Origin of the sequence: Chitinophaga caeni, from assembly GCF_002557795.1 — a bacterium.
Lineage (GTDB): Bacteria > Bacteroidota > Bacteroidia > Chitinophagales > Chitinophagaceae > Chitinophaga > Chitinophaga caeni.
The window spans coordinates 2,071,344-2,096,640 of record NZ_CP023777.1 but is presented as its reverse complement, the minus strand read 5'-3'; the positions used below and the strand labels follow the sequence as shown (position 1 = coordinate 2,096,640).

The 25,297-nt window shown below is 44.6% G+C and carries 23 protein-coding genes; 2 read left to right on the top strand and 21 right to left on the bottom strand.

The genetic code is table 11. The features are described 5' to 3' along the window. Positions 1-14 precede the first annotated feature (14 nt). The 18 genes from COR50_RS08790 to COR50_RS08705 form a co-directional block, all read right to left on the bottom strand. Entirely contained in the window at positions 15-1,445 is a 1,431-nt protein-coding gene (locus tag COR50_RS08790) for a complex I subunit 4 family protein (protein WP_098193643.1), read from the bottom strand. A gap of 39 nt (positions 1,446-1,484) precedes the next feature. Next, complete coding sequence (gene nuoL / locus COR50_RS08785) at positions 1,485-3,383, bottom strand: NADH-quinone oxidoreductase subunit L (protein WP_098193642.1); 1,899 nt, start codon at positions 3,381-3,383, stop codon at positions 1,485-1,487. A 53-nt stretch (positions 3,384-3,436) separates the two neighbouring features. Then, positions 3,437-3,754, bottom strand: a complete 318-nt coding sequence (nuoK, locus tag COR50_RS08780; RefSeq protein ID WP_098193641.1) for an NADH-quinone oxidoreductase subunit NuoK — start codon at positions 3,752-3,754, stop codon at positions 3,437-3,439. 22 nt (positions 3,755-3,776) lie between these two features. Beyond that, positions 3,777-4,271 (bottom strand): NADH-quinone oxidoreductase subunit J family protein, encoded by a 495-nt coding sequence (locus COR50_RS08775; RefSeq protein WP_098193640.1) that lies wholly within the window; start codon positions 4,269-4,271, stop codon positions 3,777-3,779. Between the two features lie 47 nt (positions 4,272-4,318). Next, positions 4,319-4,843 (bottom strand): NADH-quinone oxidoreductase subunit NuoI, encoded by a 525-nt coding sequence (nuoI, locus tag COR50_RS08770; protein ID WP_098193639.1) that lies wholly within the window; start codon positions 4,841-4,843, stop codon positions 4,319-4,321. A 45-nt stretch (positions 4,844-4,888) separates the two neighbouring features. Then, positions 4,889-5,236, bottom strand: coding sequence for a cupin domain-containing protein (locus COR50_RS08765; RefSeq protein ID WP_098193638.1), 348 nt, complete (start codon positions 5,234-5,236; stop codon positions 4,889-4,891). 4 nt (positions 5,237-5,240) lie between these two features. Beyond that, positions 5,241-6,293: an NADH-quinone oxidoreductase subunit NuoH gene (nuoH, locus tag COR50_RS08760; RefSeq protein WP_232516317.1), complete on the bottom strand. Its 1,053-nt coding sequence runs from the start codon at positions 6,291-6,293 to the stop codon at positions 5,241-5,243. A gap of 15 nt (positions 6,294-6,308) precedes the next feature. Continuing rightward, on the bottom strand, positions 6,309-7,406 hold the full coding sequence (locus COR50_RS08755) for a 2Fe-2S iron-sulfur cluster-binding protein (protein WP_098193637.1): 1,098 nt from the start codon (positions 7,404-7,406) through the stop codon (positions 6,309-6,311). Between the two features lie 82 nt (positions 7,407-7,488). Beyond that, positions 7,489-8,850 carry an NADH-quinone oxidoreductase subunit NuoF gene (nuoF, locus tag COR50_RS08750; RefSeq protein ID WP_098193636.1) on the bottom strand — a complete coding sequence of 454 codons (1,362 nt, stop codon included), beginning with the start codon at positions 8,848-8,850 and terminating at the stop codon, positions 7,489-7,491. Positions 8,851-8,982: 132 nt separating this feature from the next. Beyond that, positions 8,983-9,477 carry an NADH-quinone oxidoreductase subunit NuoE family protein gene (locus tag COR50_RS08745; RefSeq protein ID WP_098193635.1) on the bottom strand — a complete coding sequence of 165 codons (495 nt, stop codon included), beginning with the start codon at positions 9,475-9,477 and terminating at the stop codon, positions 8,983-8,985. 49 nt (positions 9,478-9,526) lie between these two features. Then, positions 9,527-10,744 (bottom strand): NADH-quinone oxidoreductase subunit D, encoded by a 1,218-nt coding sequence (locus COR50_RS08740; protein ID WP_098193634.1) that lies wholly within the window; start codon positions 10,742-10,744, stop codon positions 9,527-9,529. A gap of 85 nt (positions 10,745-10,829) precedes the next feature. Further along, positions 10,830-11,360 carry an NADH-quinone oxidoreductase subunit C gene (locus COR50_RS08735; RefSeq protein ID WP_098193633.1) on the bottom strand — a complete coding sequence of 177 codons (531 nt, stop codon included), beginning with the start codon at positions 11,358-11,360 and terminating at the stop codon, positions 10,830-10,832. A gap of 83 nt (positions 11,361-11,443) precedes the next feature. Next, the gene (locus COR50_RS08730; RefSeq protein ID WP_098193632.1) at positions 11,444-12,007 is read right to left on the bottom strand and encodes an NADH-quinone oxidoreductase subunit B; all 564 of its coding nucleotides are present in this window, start codon (positions 12,005-12,007) and stop codon (positions 11,444-11,446) included. Between the two features lie 200 nt (positions 12,008-12,207). Next, positions 12,208-12,603: an NADH-quinone oxidoreductase subunit A gene (locus tag COR50_RS08725; protein WP_098196150.1), complete on the bottom strand. Its 396-nt coding sequence runs from the start codon at positions 12,601-12,603 to the stop codon at positions 12,208-12,210. A 502-nt stretch (positions 12,604-13,105) separates the two neighbouring features. After that, positions 13,106-14,827 carry a tetratricopeptide repeat protein gene (locus COR50_RS08720; RefSeq protein ID WP_157760705.1) on the bottom strand — a complete coding sequence of 574 codons (1,722 nt, stop codon included), beginning with the start codon at positions 14,825-14,827 and terminating at the stop codon, positions 13,106-13,108. 335 nt (positions 14,828-15,162) lie between these two features. Then, the gene (locus COR50_RS08715; RefSeq protein ID WP_098193630.1) at positions 15,163-16,896 is read right to left on the bottom strand and encodes a tetratricopeptide repeat protein; all 1,734 of its coding nucleotides are present in this window, start codon (positions 16,894-16,896) and stop codon (positions 15,163-15,165) included. Between the two features lie 49 nt (positions 16,897-16,945). Next, positions 16,946-17,857 carry a PstS family phosphate ABC transporter substrate-binding protein gene (locus COR50_RS08710; protein WP_157760703.1) on the bottom strand — a complete coding sequence of 304 codons (912 nt, stop codon included), beginning with the start codon at positions 17,855-17,857 and terminating at the stop codon, positions 16,946-16,948. Between the two features lie 10 nt (positions 17,858-17,867). After that, positions 17,868-18,113: a hypothetical protein gene (locus COR50_RS08705; protein ID WP_157760701.1), complete on the bottom strand. Its 246-nt coding sequence runs from the start codon at positions 18,111-18,113 to the stop codon at positions 17,868-17,870. Positions 18,114-18,500: 387 nt separating this feature from the next. On the opposite strand from COR50_RS08705, the gene COR50_RS08700 reads away from it, so the two are divergent. Together COR50_RS08700 and hisS are read left to right on the top strand one after the other, a co-directional pair. Beyond that, positions 18,501-18,941: a low molecular weight protein-tyrosine-phosphatase gene (locus COR50_RS08700; RefSeq protein WP_098193627.1), complete on the top strand. Its 441-nt coding sequence runs from the start codon at positions 18,501-18,503 to the stop codon at positions 18,939-18,941. A gap of 56 nt (positions 18,942-18,997) precedes the next feature. Beyond that, complete coding sequence (hisS, locus tag COR50_RS08695) at positions 18,998-20,347, top strand: histidine--tRNA ligase (protein WP_098193626.1); 1,350 nt, start codon at positions 18,998-19,000, stop codon at positions 20,345-20,347. Between the two features lie 1,174 nt (positions 20,348-21,521). Here the strand turns inward: hisS and COR50_RS08690 are convergent. The 3 genes from COR50_RS08690 to COR50_RS08680 all read right to left on the bottom strand — a co-directional run bounded on the left by COR50_RS08690 (position 21,522) and on the right by COR50_RS08680 (position 25,175). Then, entirely contained in the window at positions 21,522-21,992 is a 471-nt protein-coding gene (locus tag COR50_RS08690; protein WP_098193625.1) for a YdeI/OmpD-associated family protein, read from the bottom strand. Positions 21,993-22,004: 12 nt separating this feature from the next. After that, entirely contained in the window at positions 22,005-23,819 is a 1,815-nt protein-coding gene (locus COR50_RS08685) for a M2 family metallopeptidase (RefSeq protein ID WP_098193624.1), read from the bottom strand. Positions 23,820-23,918: 99 nt separating this feature from the next. Then, positions 23,919-25,175, bottom strand: coding sequence for a hypothetical protein (locus COR50_RS08680; RefSeq protein WP_098193623.1), 1,257 nt, complete (start codon positions 25,173-25,175; stop codon positions 23,919-23,921). Between the last annotated feature and the right edge of the window lie 122 nt (positions 25,176-25,297).

Below are 25,297 nucleotides of genomic sequence, written 5' to 3'. Positions count from 1 at the left end.
GAAACGGTTTAATATTAATTCAACAGGGATACCGTGGTTTGATGCACGATATCTAATACCGGCTGCGGGTAAACGCCCAATACGAAGATGATCGCAACAACAATCACCAAGGCGAATGTTTCCCCGGCGCTCAAGTCGGTAAACTGCTTGGTCAACGAATTGGATTCCCCGAAAATCACCTTCTGGATCATCCTCAACATGTACACTGCTGCCAAGATGATTCCCAAACCCGCGATTGCCATGAACCAGTAATTATATTGGAACAAACCGCTAAACATCAAAAACTCTCCCACGAAACCATTCGTTAACGGTAAAGCGATATTTGCCAAGCTGATAATGACCAAGAAGATACTCATCTTGGGCGCATAGGTGGCCAAACCACCCATCTCGCTCATATCCTTGATCTTCAAACGGTTCTCGATCACTTCCACGATCATCCATAAACCGATGATGTTAATACCGTGGTTAAACATTTGCAACATCACACCATCCAAACTTTGATTATTATGTGCAAAGATCGCGGCGCTCATCAAACCGATGTGCGCGATGGATGAATACGCGATCATCTTCTTGATATTACTTTGTAAAATCGCGATGCAAGAGGCATACACGATACCGATGATCGACAATACGATCGCTACCTCTGCCCACATGCTCGCTCCCTGCGGTAAAACGGGCCACAACCAACGCAACAAACCGAATAAACCCATCTTTACCATGATACCTGAAAGTACCATCGTTACCGGGGTCGGGGATTGATCGTAAGTATCGGGCTGCCAGGTATGGAACGGGAAGATCGGCATCTTGATAGCGAAGGCTATGAAGAATAACCAGAATAACCACGCTTGCTCGCTCGGCAATAAAGATAAACTTGTAAAGGTGCTATAGCTAAAAGAATGATCCGGCGTTTGGAAATACAGGTAGATCAAACCTACCAGCATCAATAATGAACCGGCAAATGTATAGATGAAGAATTTAAAGGTAACCGGGATTCTCCTTTCGCCGCCCCATGTAGAGCAAAGGAAGTAAACAGGTATCAATGCTAATTCCCAGAATACGTAGAACAACAAGGCATCGTAAGCGGTAAATACACCCATCAAACCTGCCTGTGCCAATAAAAGCAACCCGTAAAAACTACCCGGGTTTTCGTATGATTTATTATAACTGATCATAAAGATCAGCGGATAAGAAATAGCTGTCAATAAACACAACACCAAAGCCATCCCATCTAGGCCCACGCTGAAGTTGCTCCCTAGTTGGGGAATCCAGCTCGCGGTAAATTGCAAGGCTTCGGGAGCCGTTTTAAACTGGCAACATGCCAAGGCTGTTACTGCCAGGGTGGCTAGTGTAGAGATGATGCCCAGCACCTTGCTACCGGATCCTTTCAGACCAAATGAAACCAGGCCCGTTACTAAAGGAATCAATATTAATAAAACTGTCAACATAATTTTAAGTACGCTTATATCTGTAGATTCCGCTTTCTATTAAATAAACAAACTGATCAACAACAACACGATCATACCTATTACCATGGCAAATACGTAAAAACCTACCTGCCCATTCTGTAATAAGCGAACCTGGTTGCTGCCCCATTGTACCCCTTTACCGATTCCGTTCACCAGGGCATCGATACCGGATTTCTCGATACCGTCTTGGAAGAATTTAGACAGGGAAAATAACGGTCTAACGATGATCGCATCATACAACTCATCCACTTTCCATTTATCTTCCAGGAATTTCGCGAAGCCGGTGTTTTCTTGTCCCTGGTCTTTCCATGCGGCATATTTCCCTTTAGCCCAGAAAATCATCGCGATTACCAGCACGCTGGAAATTCCCATCAATATCCATTCTAATGAATGGCTCAAATGATGCTCCTGCGCGTATGGTGCGGACGGTGCAAATACGGGTGATAAATATTCTGCCAACAAGTGCTTCGTTCCAAATACTTCAGGCAATCCAATATAACCGCCGATAACACTCAAAATTGCCAATATAATCAAGGGTAGCGTGATCGCTACCGGGCTTTCATGTAAATGATGTTCCTGTTCTTGCGTACCACGGAAACTACCGCTGAAGGTCATGTAGTACAAGCGGAACATATAGAAGGCGGTCATCAAGGCGCCGAACAATCCTACTGCCCAAAGGATCGGGCTGGAGGCAAACGTATTTGCCAGGATTTCATCTTTCGAGAAGAATCCCGAGAAACCGGGTATCCCTGCAATGGCCAAGCAACCGATCAAGAACGTAATGTTGGTTGTTGGCATATATTTCTTCAAGCCACCCATCTTGCGGATATCTTGCTCGCCACCCATCGCGTGGATCACGGAACCTGAGCCCAAGAATAATAACGCTTTGAAGAAGGCATGTGTCATTACGTGAAACACTGCCGCGGTATATGCTCCTACGCCCAAAGCAAGGAACATATATCCTAGCTGGCTCACGGTTGAGTAAGCCAACACTTTCTTAATATCGTTTTGTTTCAAGGCAATGCTGGCTGCCATAACTGCTGTAGCGGCGCCGATAATAGCTACCACCATCTGGATGCTCGGTGCCAAGGTATAAATCACGTTGCTACGCGCTACCATGTAAATACCGGCCGTTACCATCGTTGCGGCGTGGATCAATGCCGATACGGGGGTAGGCCCCGCCATCGCGTCCGGCAACCAGGTATATAAAGGTATCTGTGCCGATTTACCCATCGCTCCAATGAACAACAACATCGCGATGGCAATCAGTACAGGGGAGTTATTTCCCAAGCCAGGAACCTGGGCGAATACATTGCCGAATGTTACCGTTCCGAACTGGGTAATCATCAGGAAGATGCCTAATAAAAATCCCAGGTCACCGATACGGTTCATGATAAAGGCTTTGTTCGCTGCCTTGTTGAATTCCGGGTTCTTGAACCAGAAACCGATCAACAGGTAAGAACATAGACCTACACCTTCCCAACCGATAAACATCATCACGTAGTTACCACCCAATACGAGCAGCAACATCGAGAACACGAACAGGTTGAGATAAGCGAAATAACGGGCAAAGCCTTCGTTTGTTTCGTCGTGCATGTAAGCCGTAGAGTAAATATGGATCAGCGAACCGACGCCCGTGATAATCAGTAAGAATAATGCGCTCAACTGGTCCACCTGGAAGGAGAACGGCACCGTGAAGGCACCCACCTTGATGAAATCGAACAGGTGAACGATTTGGGAAGTAAAACCTTCGGTCTTCACTTCCATGAAAATAAGTAAGCTAATTACAAAACCGGCAAGCACGGTACCACTGCCAATAAAACCTACAAGTCCTTTGGATAAACGCTTCCTGAGCAAACCATTGACCAGGAATCCTAACAACGGTAATAATGGTACCAGCCAAACGAGATTTATCATTGATCTTCTATTAGAATTGTTGCTTGATAATATTTTTTTGGAAAGCCCGAGTATTAATTCTTCAACCTACTCAGCAAATTGATATCCACGGAATGCGTATTCCGGTACATCATCACGATCACGGCCAAGCCGATGACCACTTCCGCGGCGGCTACTACCATGATAAAGAATACGAAGATTTGCGCCGAGGCGGCATCCACTTTCCCGGCTTCGGCCCACATTTTTGAAAAGGCTACCAGCAACAGGTTTACTGCATTCAACATCAACTCGATACACATGAAGATGATGATGGCATTACGGCGCATCAAAACTCCCATGATCCCTATACAGAATAATGCAATGCTCAGGAAAATATAGTATTGAATAGGCATTTGCTATATTATTTTTAGTGGATTAATCTTTTTTACCAATCACCACGGCACCGATCATCGCACTTAAAAACAGTACGCTCGCGATTTCAAATGGCACCACGTATTTTGAGAATAAGGTTTTACCCAGGTTCTTGATCAAACCGATCTCGGTAGCTTCGGGTTGCAAGCTGGGCATACTGGCATCGCGCAAGGCTGCCACGATCACGAACAACAACATACCACCGCTCAGTACCCCTGCATACTTCAACCAGTTACGTTTCTGCGGTTCTATATCGGCATTCAAGTTCATCAACATGATCACGAACAGGAACAATACCATGATGGCTCCTGCATACACGATCAGGTTTACCACCGCTAAAAATTGCGCGTTCAACAACAGGTAATGACCGGAAATTGCCACGAAGGTTACAATCAGGCTCAATACACTATTGACCGGGCTTTTACTCAAAATAACGCCCAATGCCCCGGCAATCGCCATGGCGGAAAGCAAAATGAAAAATATTAATTGAAGATCCATTCCCTTCTAATGTTTAGATATATACGCTGTTACAGGTATTGTTTGGTTTATCCTTGTGTTTTTGTCGTCTCCACCGGGTGTTTAGGATCCGGTATCAACAAATCGTCTTTACCATATATAAATCCGGAACGTTGGTAATGTGATGGCGGGAATGTTTCCGTTAAATAAATCGCCTGCTTAGGACAAGCTTCCTCGCAAAATCCACAGAAAATGCAACGCAACATGTTAATCTCGTAACGCGCAGCATATTTTTCCTCGCGGTACAGGTGCTCTTCCCCGGGCTTACGCTCTGCTGCTTCCATCGTGATGGCTTCGGCAGGACAAGCCACGGCACATAAACCGCAAGCGGTACACCTTTCACGTCCATCCTCATCACGGTTCAGGATATGCAGCCCACGGAATACCGGTGAGAACTTACGCTTCTCTTCCGGGAAACTCACGGTCACTTTCTTCTTGAAAAGGTGTTTCATGGTAATTCCTAATCCCTTGGCGATTGCCGGGATATACATCTTTTCCATGAATGTCATAGGTCTCCTGTCAACTAATGACGCCCTACCAGTTAAATGTTGCATACGGCAAATTTTATATGTTGCTTCACCTCTCGCTGAAGCGCTATTTTACAATGTTTCGCAGTTAATTCTATCCCCGCGGGTAGCCGGTGCCGATGTTACGATAAATTCAATCGCCACCCCGCTCTCATTCAGGATACGGTGTTTCAAACCGGGCATGATCCTGATGCCTTCCCCGGCTTTCACTACCGTGCTCTCTCCCGCTATCTCGAACCTCGCTTCCCCGCTTAACATATAAAAGAACTGCTGCGCTTGCTGATGGTAATGTAATTGTTCCGACGTACCCGGGGGCATCTTTTCACGGATAATCGACAAACTGTCGCTCTCTACCATCCTCCAACCTTCGCATCCATCTCCCCAAAAATAATGGGGTACATCTGCAAGCGTCTTCTTCATATCCTTATTGTCTCCACAGGATGAATGCTCCCGTGAGTAACATGTTGATCAATGATAATGGTATCAACACTTTCCATCCCAAATCCATCAACTGGTCATAACGGAAACGCGGCAATGTCCAACGCACCCACATGAAGAAGAAGATGAAGATAAAGGTCTTGATAAATAATGCCCCTACTCCTAATAACGTGATCACGTTCGGGCTGAATGGCAAACTATCCATACCAGGGAAGGAGTATCCGCCGAAGTACAATGTTGCCATCAGGGCAGAACTTACAAACATGTTGATATATTCCGCGAACAGGAAGAAACCCAGCTTCATGGAAGAATATTCCAAGTGGTATCCACCGTTCAGTTCGTTTTCCGCTTCCGGTAAATCGAATGGCGCACGGTTACATTCTGCAAAGGCGCAAATCAGGAAAATGATGAAACCCAGGGGTTGCGCTACCACGTTCCAACTTAAGATGCCGGGACGTTGTTGCTCCACGATCTCTTTCAAGCTCAGGGTACCCGTTACCATCAATAAGGCAATCAAGGCAAGCCCCATCGCCAACTCGTAAGAAATGATTTGCGAAGCGCCGCGGATAGCTGCCAACAAGGAATACTTGTTGTTGGATGCCCAGCCACCCAGCATGATTCCGTAAACACCGAAACTCACGATCGCGAAGATATACAGCACGCCGATGTTCACATCCGCTACTTGCAGCGATACGCTGTAATCCCCGAAATGCAAAGTATCTCCCCAAGGAATAACGGCGCCGGTCATACAAGCTACCAACATCGCCAAGGATGGCCCCAAGATAAACAGGAACCTGTTAGAATTTGCCGGGATGATCTCTTCTTTAAAGAATAATTTACCACCATCGGCCAAAGGTTGCAACAAACCCAATGGACCCGCCCTACTCGGCCCGCGACGATCTTGTATCCAGGCAGCTACTTTACGTTCTGCCCATGTTTCATACATCGCGATGAGCAAGGAAATTCCCAATATCGCGGAAATCAGCAATATTTTTTCCAGGATAAAAGCCCATTCTATGTTGAGATTCAATAACATCATTTTCTTAGTAGCTAATTATTTTACACTGTTGCTTTTGTCAAAATCATCGGAATGCGCCGGGCCTTCAATCTTGCTCAAATCTACATCTTGCCTGTTGACCTGGCTCACGCTGTGGATATCCATCAACAGTTTCGGTTGGCGGCCATCCATTACCTTCGGTAAAGTTTCCTTCGGCTCCTTTACGCCCACGTAGTGACCTTGCGAAATCACGCTTTGGCGGTCAATCTTCCTCGGTCCCTCGATCGTCCAATCGCTCGCTTCTTTCTTATCAAACCGGCAGGTATCACAGATAAACTCTTCTACTTCACCGTATTTATCTTTACGTGCCGTTACGCGGAACACTTCGTTACCACGCAACCACAACGCTACTTTACCGCTACATTTATCGCAATTCCTATGGGCATCTACCGGTTTCAAAAACCATACGCGGTTCTTGAAGCGGAATGTTTTGTCGGTCAATGCGCCTACCGGGCACACGTCGATCACGTTCCCGATAAAATCATTGTCCAGGTTTTGCTGAATGTAAGTGCTGATCTCGGAAACATCACCGCGACCTAAAATCCCGTGTTGACGTTTCTCCGTTAATTGATCGGCAGTATATACACAACGGTAGCATAAGATGCAACGTGTCATATGCAGTTGAATCTTATCCCCGATGTCAATCTTTTCAAAAGTCCTGCGACCGAACTCGTAACGGGTAGTATCCACACCGTGTTCATAGCTGAGGTCTTGCAGGTGGCATTCACCGGCCTGGTCACAAACCGGGCAATCCAAGGGGTGATTGAGCAACAGGAACTCCACTACGCCCTTACGTGCATCCACTACTTCGGGAGAGGTAATGTTAGCCACTTCCATCCCGTCCATCACGGTGGTACGGCAACTGGCTACCAACTTCGGCATCGGCCTTGGATCGGCATCGCTGCCTTTCGTTACTTTCACCAAGCAGGTACGGCATTTACCGCCGCTGCCTTGCAATTTGGAATAGTAACACATGGCCGGTGGCACGATGTCTCCCCCTATTTTCCGCGCGGCATTCAGGATGGTAGTACCCGGTTCCACTTCCACGGAAATGTTGTCGATCTTAACCTTGAATAATTTTTTCTCTTCAGACATTGTTATAACAACTTAGCAATTCCATTGTACCGGGTACTGGTTGCAACAATACAACCGGGCAGGCGGCACAAGAAAAATATTTTTAAACGGTAGCTTCCGGCACCGGTAACGGATCGGCATAATGTGCCAGTCCGAAGCTGCGCAGCTGCGCTTCTTCGGGATGCGTTACGTGCCATTCAAACTCATCGCGGAAATGGCGGATCGCGGCGGCTACCGGCCAAGCGGCGGCGTCACCCAGCGGGCAAATCGTATTCCCCTCGATCCTGCGTTGAATATCCCACAACAAGTCAATATCTTCTAAGGTTCCTTTACCTGTTTCTATCTTCTTCAATACTTTCTCCATCCACCCGGTTCCTTCGCGGCAAGGGCTACATTGCCCGCAGCTCTCGTGATGGTAGAAACGCGCCAGGGTCATCGTATGACGAACCACGCATTGATCTTCATCCAACACGATGAACCCGCCGGAGCCCATCATCGTACCGGTTGCAAAACCGCCATCGCTCAAACTCTCGTAAGTCATCATGCGGGCCTCGCCCTTAGCTGTTTTCAACAGTAAGTTAGCCGGTACAATCGGAACGGAAGATCCTCCGGGGATACATGCCTTGAGGCGTTTCCCGTTCGGGATGCCGCCGCAGTATTCCTCGGAATAGATAAACTCTTCCACGGAGATGTTCATCTCGATTTCATACACCCCCGGTTTATTGATATTACCGCAGGCAGAAATCAACTTGGTACCGGTAGATTTGCCGGTGCCGTATTTCGCATATTCTTCACCACCGATGTTGATGATCGGCACAACGGTAGCTAGTGTTTCCACGTTATTGACCACGGTTGGGCATTGGTACAAACCCTTCACCGCCGGGAATGGCGGTTTGATACGGGGGTTACCACGTTTCCCTTCCAATGATTCGATCAGGGCCGTTTCTTCACCGCAGATATATGCACCTGCACCACGCTGCACGTAAATCTCCAGGTCGAAGCCTGTTCCCTGTATATTTTTACCCAACCATCCGGCTTCCTTGGCTTCGCTGATAGCTTGTTCCAAGATATCCGGGATCCAGGCATATTCCCCGCGGATGTAAATATAGGTGGTGTTGGCGCCCAGCGCGAAGCTGGAAATCAACAAACCTTCGATCAACAAGTGCGGGATAAATTCCATCAGGTAGCGGTCTTTAAACGTACCTGGTTCCGATTCATCCGCGTTACATACGAGGTAACGGGGCACACCTTCCGGCTTAGCCAGGAAGCTCCATTTCAAACCGGTAGGGAAACCCGCACCACCACGGCCACGCAAGCCACTTTTCTTCACTTCTTCCACCACCTGGTCGGGGCTCATGTTCTTCAACACTTTCTCCGCGGCAGCATATCCACCGTTGTCACGGTACGTCTTGTAATACCTGATTCCTTCTATATGAGCTTTGTCGAGTAATAATTTACGTCCCATTGTCGAGCGTTTTTCATTCGGGCGGCGCCCTATGCTTGTCTGTTTTATATTTATTGAACCGGCTTCCGTATCTCTCTTCACCATCCTTGCGTCGCACACTGCATCTGCAAGATCGCTACCCGGCAGCCATGATTAATTGCCTTGCGCAGCTTTACATTCCGCGATGATGGCATCCACCTTCGCAGGTGTTAAGTGTTCGCGGAAATGCTTGCCCAATTGCATCATCGGGGCATAACCGCAAGCGCCGAGGCATTCCACTGTTTTTAAAGTAAACAGGCCATCATGCGTGGTTTCCCCTACGCCGATACCGAGCTTATCCTTGATATAAGAAATGATCTGGTCTGACCCGTTCAACATGCAAGGACCGGTTTGGCAAACTTCGAAAACGTATTTACCAACGGGTTTCAGGTTAAACATACTGTAAAAGGTCGCTACTTCGTATACTTCGATCGACTCCAGTTGCAACAGCGAGGCCACGTAATCCATCGTATCTGCGCTCAGCCAGCCGTCAAATTCTTCCTGCGCCAGGTGCAATACGGGTATCAATGCGCTCTTTTGACGCCCCTCTGGGTACCGCGCGATGATTTCTTTTACTTTTTGCAGTTTCTCTTCCGAAAATTGAGCCACAGCTATATGATATTTTGTTCGTTAATGCTTTAAAATTTCTATTCCGTGCTTACGCATCCAGTTCTCCCGCGATCAGGTTCAAGCTACTCATGCAAAGGATCGCATCACTCAGCATGCTGCCCTTAATCAGTTCGGGATATGCCTGGTAATAAATGAAGCAGGGACGGCGGAAATGCAAACGGTACGGGGAGCGACCGCCATCGCTGATCAGGTAAAAACCTAGTTCACCATTGGCGCCTTCCACGGCGTTGTACAGTTCTCCCGGTAAAATTTCCGTTTCACCCATCACGATCTTGAAGTGATAGATCAAGGCTTCCATCTTGGTATAAACATCATCTTTCTCGGGAAGGTAGTAAGCCGGTACATCGGCATGGAAAACATCACCCGGTAAATCCTTCAGCTTTTCCATCGCTTGCCTAATGATGCTGATGCTTTGCCACATCTCCGCGTTACGCACCAGGAACCTGTCGTATGTATCTCCCGTAGTACCTACCGGGATCGAGAATTCAAAATCTTGGTAAGAAGAATATGGGTTGGCGATGCGTACATCGTAATCCACGCCGGCCGCCCTCAAGTTGGGGCCTGTGAAACCGTAGTTCAGGGCGCGTTCCGCACTAATCGGGCCAACGCCTTGCGTTCTTTCCATGAAGATCCTGTTGCGGGTAAAGAGGGTTTCAAATTCTTTCAACACGGCAGGATATTCATCTAAAAACTTCTGGATTTTTTGGAAGGCAACACCGGTAAAATTCCTTTCGAAACCACCGATACGGCCAATATTAGTCGTGAGGCGGGAGCCGCACACTTCCTCGTAAATTTCATAAATCAACTCGCGGTACTGCATCACGTACAAGAAACCGGAGAAAGCGCCGCTATCAACACCCACAACGGAGTTACAGATCAGGTGATCCGCGATACGGGCCAGCTCCATCACGATCACGCGGAGGTAATCCACCCTTTTGGGTACCTCGATGCCGAGCAATTTCTCCACGGTAAGATGCCAACCGAGGTTGTTGATAGGAGCAGAACAATAGTTAAGACGATCCGTTAACGGCGTAACCTGGTAATAAGGCCTGCGCTCGGCTAATTTTTCAAAGGCACGGTGAATATATCCCACGGTGGAAACGGCGGAAACTACGCGTTCGCCATCCATCTCGAGCACGTTTTGAAACACCCCGTGCGTAGCAGGGTGCGTAGGACCCAGGTTGAGCGTGTTCGTGGTCTTCTCGATGGAGCCTTCCGGCAGGTTTATATTTGGCTGCTCTAACATATCCTTCCTTATTAGATTGAACCGGGTTTGCGCCCGGGTAATAATTACATGATTATTTCATTTCACTTGTCACTATCGCGCGGGATCAGGGATGTACGATATCATCCTTACCACCGCGACCGAACATTTCATCATCTTTATCAATTCGGGTTTGATCTTCCAACGGGAACTCCTTACGCATCGGGAAGTAATCCATTTCAGGAACATTCAGGATACGGATCAGGTTCGGGTGCCCCACGAAGTCAATACCGAAGAAATCGTAAGTTTCGCGTTCCATCCAGTTGGCAGATTCATACAGGCGTGTAGCTGTAAAGATTTTCGGATCCTTGATGGAAGTAAACACTTTAAAACGGAGCCTAACATTATCGATCATGTTATGCAGGTGATATACCACGGCCAGCTCTTCGCCTACCCTGTCCGGGTAATGCACGGCAGTAATATCCGTCAAAAAGCGGAAGCGCAAAGTTTCATCATCAAAAAGGAACTGCAACACTTTCAGGTTAAGATCCTTCGGGGCATGGAAACTCATCATCCCGAAAGATTCCTCGAAGGTATTCACATCAGTTCCGAATTTCGCTTCCAGCGCGTTTTTTATTTGCTCGTTTGTCAAAGACATTTACGATAATCTATTTTCGAATTAAATAAGCCTAATTACAATGATCCCGTTGCACTAAAAAAGAAAAACTCTTAGCGGTAGTATTATTGAATACCGTAAGAGTTCATCAGTTCCTTGTATTTATCGGAGTGCCTTCTACGCAAACTTTCGTTGTGTACTAAATCCTGGATACGCATAAAACCGTCGATAATACCTTCCGGTCTCGGCGGGCAACCCGGTACGTACACATCCACGGGAATCACCTGGTCGATACCTTGTAACACCGAGTAAGTATCAAAAATACCGCCGCTGCTCGCGCAAGCACCCACGGCCATTACCCAACGGGGTTCAGCCATTTGGATATACACCTGGCGTAAAACCGGCGCCATTTTTTTAGAAATTGTACCCATTACCATCAACAAATCACATTGACGGGGTGTAAAACCCATCCTCTCGGAACCGAAACGGGCAATATCGTATGTTGCTGCCATCGTGGCCATGAACTCGATACCGCAGCAAGAAGTTGCGAATGGCAAAGGCCAGATCGAGTTTTTACGGGCCAGGCCGATCGCTTTATCAAAACTGGTAGCGTAAAATCCCTCTCCAGAATAACCTTCCGGGATATCCACCACCTTTACTTTTTCATTAAATTGAACCGGACGTGTCATCTTTCCTAAAATTAATTCGGTTAAAAAGAATTTTCTCAAACACCACGGCATACCATTTAACCGGTACGCGCTACTACAAAGTTCCTTACTTTCCTGGTACTATACTAATAAGAGCGGGATTAAAAGGGAAAAATTAACGTTCTACCTACAAAATCAGCCCCTTACCAGTATCATATATAATATCGTGTTATACGAATCGGTTAATCTTCCCATTGCAGGGCGCCTTTCTTCACGATATAGATGAAGCCTAACACGAAGAAAGCAACGAACATCACCACGGCTAGGAAACCTTCCCAACCCAGTTCCCTGAAATTCACGGCGTAAGGGTAGAAAAAGATCACTTCCACGTCAAATAATACGAAAAGGATAGCCACGAGAAAGTATTTAATGGCTACAGGGCGGCGGGCATTTCCATGCTGCTCGATACCGCTCTCGAAGTTGACGAGCTTGTCGCTCGTTTTACGTTTAGGACCTAAAAAGTGCGTCCCTAACATCGTTAGTCCAACAAATCCGACGGCCGCGACCAGTTGCAACAAGATAGGCAAGTAACTGATCGGGGCGTTGTTAGCAGACAAAAGTTCAGTGGCTATTAACATAAGCTTCCCAGTAATAAGTTCTCCGAATGCGCAAAAATACTTCATGTGAGGGAAAATACAAATCGATGACGCATTAAAATCTTATGAAAATTTACTATATATAAGACCCGGCAGACGGATTTGTATATACCCTTTCTTTTTCATGTTTCAGATACAGTAGGCTACAATCGGGCATGGGCGAGCTTCAACAAAGATTACCCATATAAGTTGAAACAAATAAATCCTTCATTTGGTTGAAAACTTGTACACTCCAGGAGTATCAAAATTTTTTTAAGAAGTTGAAAATAATTTCCAATCCTTTCAATAATTTTTGAAAGTTTTGGTTAAAATGGAGAGAAATTAGCAGGAATTTTGAAAATAAAGATCTTCATAAAGCCTACTCTATTAGTAGGGTAGATAGATGTATGTACGACAAAAAGTCAGTAGGCTAAATACAAAAAAAGCGCCCGGCAATCATCTTAAAAAGATATTTACCGGGCGCCGGTTTAGTTAAATAAGAGGTTTATTTATTCGACTGTGATTTCTGCTCGCTCATGATACCTTTAATCTGGAGCATCGCTTCATTTTGCGGGTCAATCGGCGCCAGTTTATCCATGTAAACCTTCATTTGCGCTTCATCCTTGATATTATAATAATATACCATTATATATGTATACGCCTTGATCAAACCGGCTTTATTCTTCTCCGTATCCCCTTCGGCCATACTGATATATTTCTCGAAATAAGGTTTCGCAACCCCGCTTTTTGCTTCTGTATCCTTACCTGCATTTGCCATACCGCGCCAGTAATGACCGGTAGTAATATCCGGGTATTTCTCGGCCAACATGGCAAAAGCGGTATCCGCCCTATTTAACAAGTTGGTATCGATCGTTTCACCGGCGGCAGCGCGGTAATAACTCAAACCCACGTTATAATAATCTAAAGCCGATGGCGGCGTATTCTTCTTCGTTTTATAGTTTACCAGTTTTTGGTACCATTCCCCGGCTTTCGTAAACACGCGGGCATTCGTATAAGCTTTAGCCACTTCCTCGATACGGTCGGCATCCAGGGTAGTATCGCTTTCCGCGAATTTTTCGAGGTACATCAAGGCCTTTTGTTCATTGGCAGCTTGGGTGGTAGAATCCGTTGTTTTTACATGACCATATACTTCGCTGAGTATCTTGTAATCCAGCGGTTCCAATTTATCCTCACCTACCGAAGCCACGTACTTGTCCAATACCTCCTGTGCCTTCGCAGCATCACCTTTCTGTAAGTAAGCATCCGCGATGAGGCGGTTTAACTTGGCTTTATACGAATCGTTGGCGATGCTCATCAGGCTTTGAGCCTTGGTAATGGCGCCATCATAATCTTTGTCGAAAAACATGATAGAAGCCAGGTAATACTCGTTCTTAATCCTGTCGGAAGGGTCGGCAGTTTCCAAGTATTTCTGCAAATATTGCTTGGCTTTACCGAGGTCGAACTGGCTTTTTTTCTGTGTAAAGTAAAATTGATATAATTCGTAGTAAGCAGGGGAATATTTCGGATCCACCTCCGTGGAATGGGCAAAATCATTCACCGCTTGCTGCAACAGGTTAGCGTTGTAATTTACCAGGCCCTGCTTCATGATGGCCTCGGCATACTTAGGATCCATTTCCAGGGCCTTTTCGTACGCGTTAATCGCCCTGCCGCCATATTCACCACCTAGGTAGCGGTACGCATCCCCCAGCTCCACTTGATCCTGGACCGTAGGTTCGTACTGATCTCTTTTCTTCACGTAAGAATTATCGAAGAGTTTCTCCATCACGGCCAATGCATATTTACGATCGCCTCCCTTGGTTTCGGTGTTGGCATCGGCAACGGCGCGGGACACTTCCCCATTTTTATTGTTAGTCGCGGTAAGTGCAGCTTCAAATTTCTGCCGGGCAGCAGCGCTATTCCCTTCTACCAGGTCGATACGCCCCAGGCCGACCATGATTAAAGGATCGTTAGGAACGGCCGCGCTTCCTTTTTGCAAGGTTGCTTTTGCCCCGGCCTCATCTTCCAATCCTAATTGAGACATGGCGGCATAATAATAAGCTCTTCCATCGGTTGGTTTCGAGGAAATAACCTGTTCAAATACCTGTTTGGCAGATTGGTAATTGCCATAATACATTTGTTTGAACCCATCATCCATCGATTGCGCCATTACGCCGGTCATCGCGAAAATCAGCCCAGCTACTATTGACAAGGTTTTTCTATACATCATGAGCTTCCTGTTTTTGGGTGTATTAAAATTTTATAATATGATAAGTGTGTTTGTTTGGAGTATCATGCCCGGCATACATTTAAATTAAAACATATTTCTTGATGTTGAAATGCAGCCTGCAAGTTTTAAATAACATTAAAAAATAATGCCAAAAAATGGTAAAGAATTCAAAAATCTTCCGGTTTAGGGATGTATTTATGGGGAAATCTTACCAATGGGTATATTACAATTTAAGGTATAAAAGGGTTTATTCCTAGACTGAAAACGTTAAAATTGGGGCAAAAAAAAGTGCATCCCGGGCGGGATGCACTTTCAAAATATGGTAATATATATAATTATTTACCTTGTGTTTGTGCCGAGGCTCCTTTAGAAGAATCCGCGGATTTTGCCCCGGCAGCAGCAGCTGCATCAGCATTCGCCACGATTTCTTTCACCTGTGCCACGGTACCGTCGTTTGGATCGATCTTCAAGATCTTATCCATGTAAACTTGCATGTTGTCTTTATCATCGGTTTGATAATTGTACAACATCAGGTAAGTGTATGCTTTCAACAGCAGGCGCTTGTTCTTATCGAACTCGGGTTCAGCCATTTCAACATATTTTTCGAAAGCCGGTTTAGCGCCATCGGTTTTAGCTTCCGGATCGGTAGCGAAGTGCGCCATACCTAACCAGTAGAAACCTTTATCCTGCGTAGGATATTTCTCTGTAAAGGCTTTCCAAGTGACTTGGGCGTCTTCATATTTACCTCCGTAAATTTCGTAGATACCTTTGAAGAAATGATCTTCGATAGCCCTGTTGTTATCTTTAAATTCCAACAATTTACCATACCACTCGGCAGCTTTCGCGTAGTTACGTTGATCTTTAAACAAGGTAGCTACTTCGCGGTAGCGATCTAAATCAGCAGAATCGCTTAAAGCGTATTTCTCCAAGTACTGGGAAGCCTTGTTGGTATAGTCGGCGTTAGTTGCAGAATCGGCAGATTCCAGTTTACCGTAGATGGCAGCCAACAATTTGTAGTCGTTTGTCTCCAAATTCTCTTCGCCTACGGCAGCAACACGTGCATCCATATATTTTTTAGCGTTCAGGGAATCGCCTTTTTGCAGGTAAGCATCCCCTACCAAGCGTTGAATTTTGCTTTTGTAAGTATCATTTGCTTCCGGCAACAAAGTTTCCGCTTTAGCGATCGCGCCATCATAATCCTTATCGTAGAACATGATGGAAGCCAGGTAGTAGTTGTTTTTCACCTTATCGGTTTGATCAGCTACATCCAGGTACTTCTGCAAGTAAGTTTTAGCGTTCTCAAGGGAGAATTGACGTGGTTTCGGCGTGTAATAGAATTGGTACAATTCGAAGAAAGCCGGGGCATAGTTCGGATCCACTTCACCGGCCCTTGCCATATCGGATACGGCGTTTTCCAACAAGTTGGCATTGTAGTTTACCAAGCCTTGTTTCAAGATTGCTTCCGCATTCTTAGGCTCCAATTCCGTAGCGCTTTCGTAAGCAGTGATGGCTTTACCACCATTTTCACCACCGAGGTAGCGGTATGCATCCCCTAACTCGATATAATCTGCCGCGGTAGCCGTGTATTGATGCTTTCTTTTACGGCCTTCGTTATTCAGTAATTGTTGCATTACGCTTAAAGCATAACCCCTATCACCGCCTTTTACTTCGGTGTTGGCATCAGCGATAGCGCGTGCTACGTCACCGTCACGTCCTTCTGTAGCAGTGCTAGCAGATTCAAATTTTAGTTTGGCAGCGTCCACTTTGCCGTTGATCAAATCAATACGACCCATACCGACGGTTAATAATGGAGAGTTAGGAACTGCTGCCAGACCTTTCGTGAATGCTGCAGCTGCTGCGGAAGTATTTTCCAGGCCAAGTTCGGAAATACCTAAATAGTAATAGGCTTTTTCTTCTGTTGGTTTAGCTGCAATTACTTTCTCAAAGTCTTGTTTAGCGGCGTGGTATTTGCCATAGTACAAATCCTTCAAACCATCTTCCACAGACTGTGCCATGGCACCGTTAGCGATGCAAAGCATTGCAACCAGAATACTGTTCCTTCTGTTCATGAGCAACCAGGTTTTTTAATTGTGTATGTGTTTTATTACGTTAGCATAGTTATTTCAAGTTGGCATCCCTGAAAACGATGTTCAGGCGAGCCGGGAATAGCTTGAACCGGCCGATTAATTTCTGGCCTTCCTCGCTGGCTAAAAAGTTGGTAAATCCATGCCCTAAGCCTTGATGTGGTTCTTTGAGCACGTAATTCATAGCCCTTGTTAGCGGATACGATTTCGTTGCTATATAAACTTGATATGGCTTTACGAAGTCTACGTTATCATCTGCACGCAAACTGCATACGGTAACTTGATTAGCAAACTCCACCACGTTTACATCGCGGGTATCGGAAATCCAGTTGACACCGATGACACCGATCGCGTTTTTATTTTTGGTTACGTAATCCACTACTTCCGGATTCGTTTTAGCTGCCATCGTGCTGGATGGAAGCGGTTTTCCCATGTTAATGGAATCTTTGATATACCTCACGGTACTGGAATTCGGATTATCAAATACCAGTTGATAATCCTTGTCGTAAGTACCGTTCATGATAGCCCTAACTTGGTCCATGGTAAGGGAAGAATCCGGGTTATCATGGTTGATGATGAGCGCCAAAGCATCAGTAGCCAAAGTAAGGCTGCGAGGCGTAATTTTCAACTCATCTTTAAAATATTTTTTTTCTTCTTCGTTGAGATCCCTGGTAACGATTACCATGCGGGTACTGTCTTCGAAAAGATCTTTAAAGCAATCTACTTCCGGTTTGTACTCGGCGATGATCTTGGCTTTCGGATAAATAGATTCAAAAACTTTGATCTCGGCTTCGATTAATGGCTGATACGTTTCATCTACCGAAATGTGGATCGTTCCACTGGTGGTCGTATCTAATTGCTTGTTGGATGATGGCCCGCAAGCTGTAACTGTAGTTGCAATAGCGAGGCCTACCAGGATCCTGTTAAAAAGGGACGTCTTAAACATTTTCATACCATTAATTACTTTCTTCGTGAGAAAAAATACCTTTTAATCCCCTGTAAACGCGGAATAATCCATAGCCTCCCAAAACAATTGTCAATATAATTTTCGCCGTTTCCGAGATATCGAATGAAGCGTTAAACAATTGTTGTCCATACATCACGTAGACTGCAAATAAAATAAAAATTATACCTCTGATCAATTCTCCCATCGGTCGATACCGTACATTGGTACGTTTGCTTGTTGAATTTGTCGATGCCATAATTCGCTGAGAAATTACAATTATACAAAAAAAAGTTTTGAAGTCAGCAACACAAATCTGTCAATATTCGATTAAACTTTCATGTTATCGCAGGTTTCGCGGCATCACGGCCAACCGGAATCTTAGCCCTGTCATCCTCTAAAACCCTTTACCATCCAGCTAATTCTTTATTTTCCAGGTATTTATGTTTACCATTTTATTTCCCTATCCGGGCGTCAATAATAAGATGCGGGCGGAAAAAATTTCCATATTATTTTTTCCCGTTTTTTGTTAAATACTTGCTATTGGCTGCCTTCAGTGTATTTCCCCGGCAGCCGGTTAGTGAATAATCTAAAAAATGGCTAGGTTTGCGAGCCGGAATGCCTGCCGGTTAAAAATGAGTGTATTATGAAGATTTTAATGGTTTGCTTGGGAAATATTTGCAGGTCCCCCCTGGCGGAAGGGATCATGCGCCACCTCGCGGAGAATACTGGCCTCGATTGGACGATAGATTCTGCCGGCACGGCGAACTACCACGTTGGCGACCCGCCCGACCGGCGCTCGGTAAAAGTGGCTCAAAAACACGGGATAGATATCTCGCATTTAAGGGGCAGACAATTTAATGCAGCCGATTTTGAACAGTTTGATATTATTTTTGTGATGGATGTCAATAATTACCGGGATGTGATCGGCAAAGCGAAATCTGCCAAGGATAAAGATAAGGTGGCACTCATGATGCCCGATCAATCGCCCGTTCCCGACCCCTGGTATGATGATGCGCTTTTTGAACCGGTGTACGAAATGCTTTACAATGCTTGTTCAGAGCGGCTGGAACGATTGAATGCATAGCAGGATAATTACATATCAATAATAAACAATAGAAAAAATATAATACACGATATACAATGGTAAAACCTAGTATTCCAAAAGGTACCCGTGATTTTGGTCCGGCGGTGGTGAGGAAAAGAAATTATATCTTTCAAACGATCCGCGGCGTATTTGAACTGTATGGCTTCCAACCATTGGAAACCCCTGCCATGGAGAATTTGACGACTTTGAACGGAAAATATGGCGAAGAAGGCGATAAATTGATCTTCAAGATATTGGATAACGGCGACATCCTAGGGAGGGCTCAACAAGCGAAAGATAGCCGGGAACTGGGTTACCTGCTCTGTGAGAAAGCCCTTAAGTATGATCTCACGATCCCCTTTGCCCGTTACGTGGTGATGAACCAGCATGAGATCGCCTTTCCCTTCCGCAGGTACCAGATTCAGCCTGTTTGGCGGGGCGACCGTCCTGCAAAGGGCCGTTACCGCGAATTTTACCAATGCGATGCCGATATCATTGGCAGTAATTCATTGATGAACGAAGTAGAATTGTTGAAAATCTATGATACCGTTTTTACCAAGCTCGGCATGGAAGGTTATCAAATCAAGGTCAACAACCGCAAAATATTGGCGGGTTTGGCAGAGTTGGTTGGTAAATCTGACCTGTTGACCGATATCACCATTTCTATAGATAAATTGGATAAGATCGGCGCAGGTGGCGTAACGAACGAATTGCTTAACCGCGGGCTGAGCGAGGCTGATATCAAAATCATCCTGGACTTTATTGCAATAACCGGAACCAATAAAGAAATATTGGACCAGTTAAGAAAAGTGTTCGAACCATCTGAAACCGGACTGAAAGGTGTGGAAGAATTATCCGCTGTAATCAATAACCCATATACCCAGTTTAATACGGAACCGATCATCGATTTGACATTAGCGCGTGGATTAAACTATTACACCGGGATGATTATCGAGGTAAAAGCCCCGGAAACCGTGAAGATGGGCAGCATCGGCGGCGGCGGTCGTTATGATGACCTGACGGGTTTGTTTGGCTTGCCCGGCGTTTCAGGGATCGGTATTTCCTTCGGTGTAGACAGAATATACGATGTGCTGGAAGAATTGCAACTATTCCCGGCCACGGCCCAGCAATCAACCCAGGTAATTTTCCTGAATACGGGCGATGAGAATGCCGGGATCGCATTTCAATACATGATGCAATTGCGGGAAAGCGGCATCTCGTCCGAAATATACCCGGAAAGTAGCAAACTGGACAAGCAGATGAAGTATGCCAACAAGCGGGAAATTCCATACGTAGCTATCATCGGGGATTCTGAACGGGAATCCGGCAAGTTGAGTTTGAAGAATTTGAATACGGGAGAGCAACAATTATTAAGCCTACAAGAATTGTTGGAATATAATTTTTAAGAGTATCAATAAACTGATAAGATCGGCTCCAGCCAAAAGTTGGGGCCGATTTTTTTTATCTGAAAGCTATTGATGCCTGGAGCGCCTTATAAAAAACATTCCGCTGCGCATTCTTACCACTGGGCGTATTTCTCTTTTGCATGCGGTACTTGGAACTAATATTATGTCATTAATAAAAATTTATACCTCTTTCGTAATAAACCTGGTTATTACAAGTTAATATCCATAAAATTGGCCACCGTTAGAGAACGGCGGCATAGATAAGATGCTGAGAAAATTGGTCAAAAATTATGGCTAAGCAGCTAATCACCGGGATGGCTGCAAGTTATGAAAGGTAGCAGCGTGGGGGGGAAACAGTTTCCGCGAAAAGAAACCGGAAGGAAACGACCAGCAGCCATTCCCGGTAACAGCAATTTTTTTCGCATGGGCCGGTTTACTCCTATCGCTTTACAGGTATAAAGGATATAGGCATTTATCAACCAACAGGCATAGGGTTCAGGATAAACGGTAGTAGTATCCGGCCTTTTGCGAATAAGGGAAACCGGGTACCTAGCATGCCGGCGAAATAATGGGGCTATACCCCGTACCGCTGGTAGCTTTTACGGTGGCTCCAGCGATCGAATCGGTTAAATGGCAATTCCGATCAGCTAGGTAACCCGGTTAAATATGCTTCGTGCTAATTTCTTATCATTTGTTTAAAGATATTTTTCTTGATAATGAGAAACAGGATGCAGTATATACATGGCTTTTAGGGTTTACAAAACAAGGGAATGCAACTGTATATTCGTGTCTTTAATGGCAACAAGCTTTTCTTGTTACGCTAGATCAACCGCTGTATTCCTGCCATCCTGTTGTTTCACATTATCCGGGGTTAACAATTCATGATCCTTAAGATCATGGGGTCAATATTCGGCTTTGTTCAATTAATATTTATATTATTTAGTTTACATCGTTTCATTTTCTTACAAGTGTGTTCCGTTCCTTGTATGATGTAAAATTAGGTACTCGTTACGCACTGGATATGCGTAGCCAAAAATTGAAATTTTTATATTGAAATTTTCATGTTGGAGTGATGAAAACGGCTTATTACAGGGAAGCCTTTATAAAGTTCCTACAACCATTGTTACAAGAACTTTATAAAGGCTTCTTTATACTTTGTAAATAATTATTTCCGTTATTTATGTAATAATCTCCTGCTTAGTTTTTCCAAGGATTTCACCATCCGCTCAACTTGAACTTCGCTCGAATCTGTTTCGAAAATCCAATCCAGGTAAGCTTGTTGCCCAGCTTTATTTAAGCTATTATAAAACTCTTTTGCCCCGGGTTCATCGTCCAAGCAATCAAAAAAGTCCTGGTACTTTGCTACAGGCGCCTCGGCAGAAAACAAAACCAACATAACCTTGTCACCCGCTTCTTTACCGATGCTTTTACGTATCCCGGCATTGATCGGCAGGAAAAGATCCCCGCCTTTCATTGGCATTAGATGTGCCAGTTCAAAATTGTAGGCATCGATAGAGCCGCTGACTTTACGCACACCGAATGCCTTGTTGTTTCCACGGATGTTCTTTGGTAGCAGTATATATGTCCAACCGCCTTTCCCTTCAAACCGCTGCAATTGCATATTTCCTTCAAATAAGGGCTCCATTTTCTCCTCCTGTTAAAAATTTATTTGTTCCGGCAACGTGTATTCTCTCCCGGCATTCACCTTCTTCAAATAGCCCATTAACGGCTCAAAGTAATTCATCATTGCTTGCGCACTCATATCCTGTTGTATCGTGGATCGCATCAAATCACGCCAATCGATACTGGCTCCCGGGGACATGACCTTTTTCAAGAAATCACCCACGCCTTTATTGCCCCAATAATTCGTAGCATGGGGATCTTGCTTAAGGATATTTTTAGCTATGTACTCGTGGAATTGAAATACTAAAATATTCGCGATAGAATAATCATAATATTGCGCGGCATCGTCATTGATATGCGTTTTCGTGGCGGCATCGCAATATGTTTCATCCCGTTCAACGGGCGGTACGATGCCTTGGTATTTTTTTACTAGTTCCCACCAAGCTTTATTATATTCATCTTCAGGCAGGTTTTTAGCATACAATTGATATTCAAATTCCGTCATCACACCACTTCCCCACGGAATATGAACAATATAATCCAAGGCTTCCTGTAACAGTTTCAAAGTATCGTTGGTTTTCAAATCGGCAGCAACTAATCCCCTGCCCGCCAAGAACGGTTTTTGCAAGGATGCCAAACCCATCATCGTACCGAAGGCTTCATGGAAACCGCGATTAGCACCGTTTCTCAATACGTAAGGCACATCTGGATTACTGTAGGATAAGAAATAAAATATATGCCCAAATTCATGCAAAACAGTGCTCCAGTAACCGGTTGTAGGTGTGATACTTTGTAAAGATCTCACATCTTTATCCAAATCAATATGCCAAGCAGAAGCATGGTTGTTCTTTGTAAAAGGAGAATCGGCAGGTACCGGGTATAAACTACTTTTAGCCCAAAAACTTCCTGGCAAGGCATCGAAACCGATACTTTGATAAAAAGCTTCCCCTTCTTTTGCCATCCAGGTTACGCCTTTTTCCTGCAATACTTTATCAATGTTCAAGCCTTCTACGTTCACCAATTGGGTCCAATCTTGTCCCCAACGGTTAGGTAACCAATCTGCCGGGATGTATTCAGGCACCGGTTGATGGTATTTATTAGCTAGCTCGTACCTAGCCCAAGTATGTAATTCGCGGTACAGTGGCCACACTTCCTTGATAAACCGGTGGGTGAGATCTAAAATTTCGTCTTGATCCATGCCGTATTCTTTCGCATTATAATCGAAGAAATTTTTATAGCCCAAGGTTTGAACACTTTTGTTCCTTAAAAATTGTAAAGAATCCAAGCCTTCTTTCAACACTTTTCCAACTTCTTTGCTGGCCAACCACGCTTTTCTCCGCTTTGAAAGATCGGGAGATGTTTCCAATATTTCATCGATCTCTCCTGTTGTTACAGTTTTTTGATCTATAGTATATTTAAAACCGTACAATAAGCCGGTTTGCGCGTTTTGCGCCTGGATTTTCCGGGGTACGATATCGCCTGCTACCGCCGGGCTGGCGCCTGCATAAAAGAGTATCGTTTCAAATTCCCTCTCTTGCAAAGGCGTTAACTTATCTTTTAAACCCAAGTATTTCTTGGCCGAATCTATATTTTCCTTGCTCCCGGTAAAAGCCGCGTAAGCTTCATCGGCTTCCCCCGCCAATTTCTCGGAAGTAGTATCGCCGGGAACAATACGGGTATTGAGTTGCCATTGCGCTAATTGCGATGCCTTTGAAAGCTCCTGGTACCGTTGATTATATTGATCTAAAAAAATTTGCGCTTGAACTTGTTCTGTTGATTTTCCCGTTTGTTTTGGTTGACATGCAGCAAAGATGACTGCCATGCTAAGAAAAAGCATAAGAATTTTCATAGTAAGAACTGATTTCTTCAAATATAAAACATTCTGACCAGGCTATGGCCATTTTAGCTATAGGAATCAAGAGAAAGAATATGCTAACTACGTTATAATCTACAGGTTACCCGGGAATGTAACACCGGTATCTTTTGTCAATATAAATCCATCACTGGGTTGTGCAGGTATAATACTCCGTTCATCTAACAGGGGAATCAAACTGGAATCTGTTAAGGTTTCCAATCTTTGATTTCTAAGGTAAAATGATTCCACCTTATTATCGTCTTTAGCCCATTCGATAATCTTACAATTGCAACTACCATTTTCTAAGCCGTTCATGATCTCCTTGATAGTCCCCCCTTTACCTACCTTTGTATATACTTCCCTGATACCGATCACCTGGTTATGCACCCCTACATCGTAATTCCAACTGGCAGAAATTACGTTGGCCGTTTTCCTGTTAGAAGTGATGTACATCAATGAATGCTTTGGGTATTCTATGCCGCCTGTAGGATTGAGTAAGAACGAGTGGATAGACAATATGCCCGGCGCTTCAAACTGCATATAGCCGGAATGATCAAAATTGGCATCGTATCTTTTGAATGTAAAATATCCATCATCATACTTCACATCTAATATACTCGGCACTACTACATGATAACGGTACGGTTGTGTAATCCTTGCCTGTGGCGAGCCTGAATAACATAGCCAAATCCCTTCAATAGCTGCAACTTCTTCGTTTGTAGGTTGGTAAGGCAGTATGTTAAAGTCGTTTTTTATTTTGGCCCATTCACGTTTCTGAGAAAATAAATAACCGAATGTTCCCGCGACCGTGATTAAGCAAATACTTAAGGCGAATAGCAGCAAGCGTCTTTGTTGTAATAATATCTTATGATCAGGTTTATCATTAACGGCATCTCGTAAAGGCTTTGACGCGGTTTCGTCTCCCGGTACCAAGTGCTCCTCATGCTTCGACTCACCCGATTCCAATAAACCCGGATCGAGTGGATTTTTTTCAAAGCCTACCCTTCCGACGCCATATAAATAAATATAGCAAGCATCCACGAGGAAAGGTCTCGGCCTTGAAACAATTTGATTGTAATAGGCGTCTTTAATTTGATTACCCGTAATGTCGTATTTCCGCTGGGGATAAGTTAATTGCCTGGGGTTGTAATCAGGTTCGTAAAATTGATGCTGCCAATGCTCTTGATTCCTTGGTAATTCATTACTGATCTCGCTTAATTTGAACGCTACTTCCTCGTAATTTTTCCGGTTCGAATTCCTAATAATCGTTTGCCCCCTTTCCAATTCAAACTTTTCTAGCACCCTGGTCAGTAGAAATACAATTTCTTCTTTTCCAGTTTTACATTTCATATTAAAAATTGATTTTCAAATTATTATAACATTTCTGGAATTTATGCAATCGTTTGCATACGTTTCGAAAATAGAACAATATATTCGGAAATAATTCAGGAGAACATAATATTAGAAAACAT

What these genes read in the sequence shown, in the direction of transcription:
- nuoK (WP_098193641.1), bottom strand. Translation starts at nt 3,754, where the DNA reads ATGCCTATTCAATACTATATTTTCCTGAGCATTGCATTATTCTGTATA.
- hisS (WP_098193626.1), top strand. Translation starts at nt 18,998, where the DNA reads ATGGTAAAACCTAGTATTCCAAAAGGTACCCGTGATTTTGGTCCGGCG.
- COR50_RS08775 (WP_098193640.1), bottom strand. Translation starts at nt 4,271, where the DNA reads ATGGATCTTCAATTAATATTTTTCATTTTGCTTTCCGCCATGGCGATT.
- COR50_RS08740 (WP_098193634.1), bottom strand. Translation starts at nt 10,744, where the DNA reads ATGTTAGAGCAGCCAAATATAAACCTGCCGGAAGGCTCCATCGAGAAG.
- COR50_RS08790 (WP_098193643.1), bottom strand. Translation starts at nt 1,445, where the DNA reads ATGTTGACAGTTTTATTAATATTGATTCCTTTAGTAACGGGCCTGGTT.
- COR50_RS08700 (WP_098193627.1), top strand. Translation starts at nt 18,501, where the DNA reads ATGAAGATTTTAATGGTTTGCTTGGGAAATATTTGCAGGTCCCCCCTG.
- nuoI (WP_098193639.1), bottom strand. Translation starts at nt 4,843, where the DNA reads ATGCAACATTTAACTGGTAGGGCGTCATTAGTTGACAGGAGACCTATG.
- COR50_RS08705 (WP_157760701.1), bottom strand. Translation starts at nt 18,113, where the DNA reads ATGGCATCGACAAATTCAACAAGCAAACGTACCAATGTACGGTATCGA.
- COR50_RS08710 (WP_157760703.1), bottom strand. Translation starts at nt 17,857, where the DNA reads ATGTTTAAGACGTCCCTTTTTAACAGGATCCTGGTAGGCCTCGCTATT.
- COR50_RS08720 (WP_157760705.1), bottom strand. Translation starts at nt 14,827, where the DNA reads ATGATGTATAGAAAAACCTTGTCAATAGTAGCTGGGCTGATTTTCGCG.
- COR50_RS08685 (WP_098193624.1), bottom strand. Translation starts at nt 23,819, where the DNA reads ATGAAAATTCTTATGCTTTTTCTTAGCATGGCAGTCATCTTTGCTGCA.
- COR50_RS08690 (WP_098193625.1), bottom strand. Translation starts at nt 21,992, where the DNA reads ATGGAGCCCTTATTTGAAGGAAATATGCAATTGCAGCGGTTTGAAGGG.
- nuoH (WP_232516317.1), bottom strand. Translation starts at nt 6,293, where the DNA reads ATGATGTTATTGAATCTCAACATAGAATGGGCTTTTATCCTGGAAAAA.
- COR50_RS08680 (WP_098193623.1), bottom strand. Translation starts at nt 25,175, where the DNA reads ATGAAATGTAAAACTGGAAAAGAAGAAATTGTATTTCTACTGACCAGG.
- nuoL (WP_098193642.1), bottom strand. Translation starts at nt 3,383, where the DNA reads ATGATAAATCTCGTTTGGCTGGTACCATTATTACCGTTGTTAGGATTC.
- COR50_RS08765 (WP_098193638.1), bottom strand. Translation starts at nt 5,236, where the DNA reads ATGAAGAAGACGCTTGCAGATGTACCCCATTATTTTTGGGGAGATGGA.
- COR50_RS08755 (WP_098193637.1), bottom strand. Translation starts at nt 7,406, where the DNA reads ATGTCTGAAGAGAAAAAATTATTCAAGGTTAAGATCGACAACATTTCC.
- COR50_RS08725 (WP_098196150.1), bottom strand. Translation starts at nt 12,603, where the DNA reads ATGTTAATAGCCACTGAACTTTTGTCTGCTAACAACGCCCCGATCAGT.
- COR50_RS08735 (WP_098193633.1), bottom strand. Translation starts at nt 11,360, where the DNA reads ATGTCTTTGACAAACGAGCAAATAAAAAACGCGCTGGAAGCGAAATTC.
- COR50_RS08730 (WP_098193632.1), bottom strand. Translation starts at nt 12,007, where the DNA reads ATGACACGTCCGGTTCAATTTAATGAAAAAGTAAAGGTGGTGGATATC.
- COR50_RS08715 (WP_098193630.1), bottom strand. Translation starts at nt 16,896, where the DNA reads ATGAACAGAAGGAACAGTATTCTGGTTGCAATGCTTTGCATCGCTAAC.
- nuoF (WP_098193636.1), bottom strand. Translation starts at nt 8,850, where the DNA reads ATGGGACGTAAATTATTACTCGACAAAGCTCATATAGAAGGAATCAGG.